A 4,998-nucleotide genomic window follows, 5' to 3' on the forward strand; every position below is an offset into this window, starting at 1 on the left:
GCAATCGATTTTTCATATCAACGCATTAGATACGGTCGGAGCGAACGGAGCCCGGCCCATTGAAGCTTGCGACCTACAACATCCACAAGGCGATCGGCGCCGACAAGCGCCGCAATCCGCAGCGCATCCTGAGCGTGCTGGAGGAGCTCGACGCCGACGTCATTACGCTGCAGGAGGCCGACCGGCGGTTCGGCCGCCGCTCGGCCGCGATCCCGCCTTTGCTGCTCGATCTCGACAGCGACTATCAGCCGGTGCCGCTCGACGTGCAGACCGATTCGATGGGCTGGCACGGCAATGCGATACTGGTCCGCAAATCGGCGACGGTCCACCGGCACGACATATTGCATATTCCCTCGCTCGAGCCGCGCGGCGCGGTGATGGCGCATGTCGAATATAAGGGCATGACGCTGTGCGTCTTCGGCATGCATCTGGACCTGTCGGGCCTGTGGCGGCGCAAACAGGCGCATGCGATCATCCGGCTGGCCGAGCAGCATGGCGACGGCCTCCCCACCGTGCTGATGGGCGATCTGAACGAGTGGAGCGCGACCGGGGGATGCCTGCGCGATTTCGGCCGCGTCTTCGACTTCGCCGACGGCGGGCGCAGCTTCCATGCGCGGCGGCCGATCGCGCGGCTCGACCGGATCATGCATTGCGACCGGCTCCGCGCCGTCGCCAGCGGCGTGCATGACGGCGCGGCCGCGCGCAAGGCGTCCGATCACCTGCCGGTCTGGGCGGAGTTCGCGCTCGCGCGGTAGGCCGGGCCGCGCCGGCGCATGACCGGCACGGGCCGGCAGCGGAGCGGGCCATAAGGTCGCGAAAGGGGCCCCGATGTTGCGCCCGGCGGGGCGCGGACGGGCCCGAACGCCCGGTTTTCCCCGGTTCCGGCCGATTTATCCCTCGATACGCGTCCCTTTCGCCAACTTCCGCGCGTTCGACCTCACATCCGCTCGATGATGACCGCCGGCGCCATGCCGCCGGCCGCGCACATCGTGACCAGGCCGAACTGCTTGTCCTGGCGCTCGAGTTCGTCGAGCATCGTCCCGATCAGGACCGAGCCGGTCGCGCCGATCGGATGGCCGAGCGCGATCGCGCCGCCGTTCACATTCACCTTGTCCCGGTCGAGATCGAGATCGCGCTGGAACTTCTCGGCGACCACGGCAAAGGCCTCGTTGATCTCCCACAGGTCGATATCGTCCCGGGTCATTCCGGCCTTTTCGAGCACCTTCTTCGCCGCGGGAACCGGCGCATTGAGCATCAGCGTAGGGTCGTCGCCCATATTGGCGGTGCGCACGATCCGGGCACGCGGCTTCAGCCCATGGGCCTCGGCATAGTCCTTCGAGGCCAGCAGCACGGCCGCCGCGCCGTCGACCACGCCCGAGCTGTTGCCGGCATGATGGAAATGCCTGATCTCGAGATCGGGATATTTCTGGTTGATCAGCGTGCGGAATGTCGTGCCTTTTCCGTCCAGCGGCACGTCGGCGATCTTGGCGAAGCTCGGTTCCAGCTGGGCCAGGCCCTCGGCCGTGGTCTGCGGACGCGGAAATTCTTCCCTGTCCAGCGCGACCGAACCGTCCTCGTTGAGAACGGGAATCAGGCTCCTGTCGAACCGGCCTTCCTCGATGGCGCGCGCCGCACGCCTCTGGCTTTCCAGGCCCACCGCGTCGAGCGCCTCGCGATCGATGCCCTCCATCGACGCGATCGCATCGCCGCATACGCCCTGATGCGATTGCGGATGGATCTTCTGGAGATGGTCGTTGCCCGAGCCCATCATGGCCGGGCCGAGGCCGGCCGCCATTTCCTCGCGGCCGCGATCGGCGGCATAGCTCATCATTTCCGTGCCGCCCGCGACGACCAGGTCTTCCATGCCGGACAGGATCTGCGCCGCCGCGAAACTCACGCTGGTGATGCCGCCGCCGCAGAAGCGATCGAGCGTCGTGCCGGAGGTACGGATGTCGTATCCGGCATCGAGCGCCGCCATGCGCCCCAGATCGCCGCCCTGCTTGCCTTTTTGCGTGGAGGTCGACCAGATCACATCGTCGATATCGGCCGTGTCGACGGCGTTACGCTCGGCGATCGCCTTGAGCACGGTCGCGGCGAGATGCTGCGGGTGAAGATGGGCAAGCGCTCCCTTGCCGGTCTTGCCGATGCCGCGCGGCGTGCGGCAGGCGTCGATGATATAGGCTTCGGCCATGGAGATTGTCCTTTCGTGATCGGGCGTTTTCCGGTCCGCCCCTGCAGGCTGTCTAGAGTTCCGAAAACGCCTTGTCCTTGTCCACGCGGATGTCGGTCGGCAGGCCCAGCACGCGTTCGGCGATGATGTTCTTCAGGATTTCGTCGGTGCCGCCGGCGATGCGCAGACCCGGCGCCCACATCAGGCTTTCCTGGAAGATGGCGTCGGCCGGCGCCTTGTCCCTGTCGATGATCAGCCCGTAATGGTCCTGCATCTCGACCGCATTGTTGCAGATGTCCTGCAGATGGTTGGCGGTGATGATCTTGCCGATCGAATTTTCCGGCCCCGGCGTCTCGCCGCGCGACAGCGCCGTCTGCGTGCGGAATTTGGTCAGATTATAGCCCTGGGCCGCGACGTACCAGTCGGCGAGCTTTTCGCGGAACGCCTGGTTGCCCAGCGTCCCCGCGTCGCGCGCATAATCCATGATCTCCTGCCAGTCCGGCCCCGGCGATCCGCCGACTGCCAGCCGCTCGTTCATCAGCGTCACGAGCGCGACCTTCCAGCCCTGGCCCGGCTCGCCGAGCCGGTCGCTGTCGGGAATCCGCACATCGGTGAAATAGACCTCGTTGAACTCGCTGCCGCCCGACGCCTGGTGAATCGGCCGCACCTCGACGCCCGGCGCCTTCATGTCGACGATGAACATGGTGAGGCCCTTATGCTTGGGCACTTGCGCGTCGGTCCGCACGAGCAGGATTCCGAAATCCGAATAATGGGCGCCCGATGTCCAGACCTTCTGGCCGTTCACCACCCAGTCGTCGCCGTCCCTGACCGCCTTGGTCTTGAGTCCGGCCACGTCCGAACCCGCGGACGGCTCCGAGAAGAGCTGGCACCAGATCTCCTCGCCGTGCAGCGCCTTGTGGACATACCGCTCCTTGTGCGCGTCCGATCCGAAGGCGATGACGGTCGGGATGCACATGCCGAGGCCGATCGCGAACGGCCCGGTCGGCGCGTCGAACTTCGATTCTTCCTGGTTCCAGATCACCTGCTGCATCGGCGTGCCGCCGCGTCCCCCGATTTGCTCGGGCCAAGTGATCTGGGCGAAGCGGTTTTCGGCCTTCACCTTCTGCCATTGCTTGGCGCGTTCCAGCATCCTGTCGCGTGGTTCGCGGCCCCGGATCGCGTTGGCGGCCTTGGGCTCCAGATGCCGTTCGAGAAAGGCGCGGGCCTCGGCGCGGAATTCCGCTTCTTCGGGCGTGTCGTTGAAATCCATTTTTCCCAGTTCCTTATTTATGACTGGTTGTCATTGCGAGCGCAGCGAAGCAATCCAGAGTCGCAAATGACTGCGCCTGAAGCTCTGGATTGCAGCGTCGGCCCGAAACAAGTTCGGGCCTCCTCGCAATGACGCGTGTGACTAAGCCGCATTGCGAACCTCCAATGCCCGCACCAGCTTTTCCTTCCAGACGGACGGGGCGCCCGCCTGCACGGCGAGCAGCTTGGCGCGCCGGTAATAGAGGTGGCAATCGACCTCCCAGGTGAAGCCCATGCCGCCGTGCGTCTGGATATTCTCCTTGCTCGCGAACCAATAGGCTTCGCTGGCGGCGACGCGGGCCGCCGCCGCGGCTTCGGGCAGTTCCGCCGCATCGGTCGAAAGCGCCCAGGCGCCGTAATAGGCGTTGGAGCGCGCGACCTCGTTCTTCACATACATGTCGGCGAGCTTGTGCTTGATCGCCTGGTTGCCGCCGATGGGCCGGCCGAACGCCTGGCGTTCCTTGGCATAGTCGGTCGCCATCTCCAGGCATGCCGCCGCGCCGCCGATCTGTTCGAAGGCGATGAGCACGGCGGCGCGGTTCAATATCTGCGCGTAGAGGCTTTCGCCATCGCCTTGCGCGCCGAGCCGCTCGGCGGTGGCGCCGTCGAAAGCGATTTCGGCATGGCTGCGCGTCGGTTCGATGGTCTCGACCGTCGTCCGCGAGACTCCCTCCTGATCGAGCGCGACCAGCACGAGGCTCGTGCCGCTGCCGTCCTTGGCGAGCACGACCGCATGGGTCGCCACGTCGCCGTCGGTCACCGGGATCTTGGTGCCGCTGAGGGCGCCGTCCCTGAACTCGGTCGTGAGCCTCGCAGTGTCCACCGCCCCGGGGCCCTCCGAGGCGGCGATGCAGCCGATCACCGATCCGTCGGCGACTCCCGGCAGCAGGTCCGCCTTTTGCGCATCCGTTCCCGCCAGCTTCAGCGCTTCGACGAAGAAATAGGCGGTGGACGCGAAGGGGATCGGGGCGAGGGCGCGGCCCAGCTCTTCCGCGATCACGCACAGTTCGAGCATGCCGAGGCCGAGCCCGCCATGCTCTTCGCCGATCGCCGTGCCGAGCCAGCCCATCTCGACGATCTGCCGCCACAGCGCTTCATGGTGGCTCTTCGTCTCGTCATCCAGCACCTCGCGGACCTCGGCGGTCGTGCATTTGGCGGCCAGGAACTTGCGCGCCTCTTCGCGCAGGAATTTCTGGTCGTCGGAAAAATCGAAATTCATGCGGCAACATCCTTCCTGTTCAGCGCCTCGGATGACGGCATCGCGGCCCCGAATTCCGGATCATGACCGTAGAAGATCCGGGCACCCTGTTTGCGGCGCGCCGCCAATGTCTGGAGCGAACGGGGCTCGCCGTCGAGGAAAAAGCGCGCCGCCGGGTGATCGGGCCGCAGGCAAAGGCGAACGGCAGGACCCCGTGTCGGAGTGCGTCCGCATCGCCATCCCCGCACCCCTCTCACCCCGCACCCGTCGTCCTGTCGGACCGCCGGGCGATCTCCGGCCACAGGCCATCCGCGCCGAGCCC

At 66.1% G+C, this 4,998-nt stretch carries 5 protein-coding genes; 2 read left to right on the forward strand and 3 right to left on the reverse strand.

Translation table 11 applies throughout. The features are described 5' to 3' along the window. The first annotated feature begins 59 nt into the window (after positions 1-59). Positions 60-755 (forward strand): endonuclease/exonuclease/phosphatase family protein, encoded by a 696-nt coding sequence (locus ACTS1X_RS05700; protein WP_442613417.1) that lies wholly within the window; start codon positions 60-62, stop codon positions 753-755. A 182-nt stretch (positions 756-937) separates the two neighbouring features. Here the strand turns inward: ACTS1X_RS05700 and ACTS1X_RS05705 are convergent, their stop codons facing one another. The 3 genes from ACTS1X_RS05705 to ACTS1X_RS05715 form a co-directional block, all read right to left on the reverse strand. Next, positions 938-2,191 carry an acetyl-CoA C-acetyltransferase gene (locus ACTS1X_RS05705; RefSeq protein WP_442613418.1) on the reverse strand — a complete coding sequence of 418 codons (1,254 nt, stop codon included), beginning with the start codon at positions 2,189-2,191 and terminating at the stop codon, positions 938-940. Positions 2,192-2,243: 52 nt separating this feature from the next. Continuing rightward, positions 2,244-3,440 (reverse strand): acyl-CoA dehydrogenase family protein, encoded by a 1,197-nt coding sequence (locus ACTS1X_RS05710; RefSeq protein WP_442613419.1) that lies wholly within the window; start codon positions 3,438-3,440, stop codon positions 2,244-2,246. Between the two features lie 141 nt (positions 3,441-3,581). Next, positions 3,582-4,697: an acyl-CoA dehydrogenase family protein gene (locus tag ACTS1X_RS05715; protein ID WP_442613420.1), complete on the reverse strand. Its 1,116-nt coding sequence runs from the start codon at positions 4,695-4,697 to the stop codon at positions 3,582-3,584. A 62-nt stretch (positions 4,698-4,759) separates the two neighbouring features. On the opposite strand from ACTS1X_RS05715, the gene ACTS1X_RS05720 reads away from it, so the two are divergent. After that, positions 4,760-4,998, forward strand: a 239-nt coding sequence (locus ACTS1X_RS05720; RefSeq protein WP_442613421.1) for a hypothetical protein, incomplete at its 3' end; no start/stop codon positions are given.

It is taken from the genome of Parasphingopyxis sp. (assembly GCF_052168275.1).
Classification (GTDB): Bacteria; Pseudomonadota; Alphaproteobacteria; order Sphingomonadales; family Sphingomonadaceae; genus Parasphingopyxis.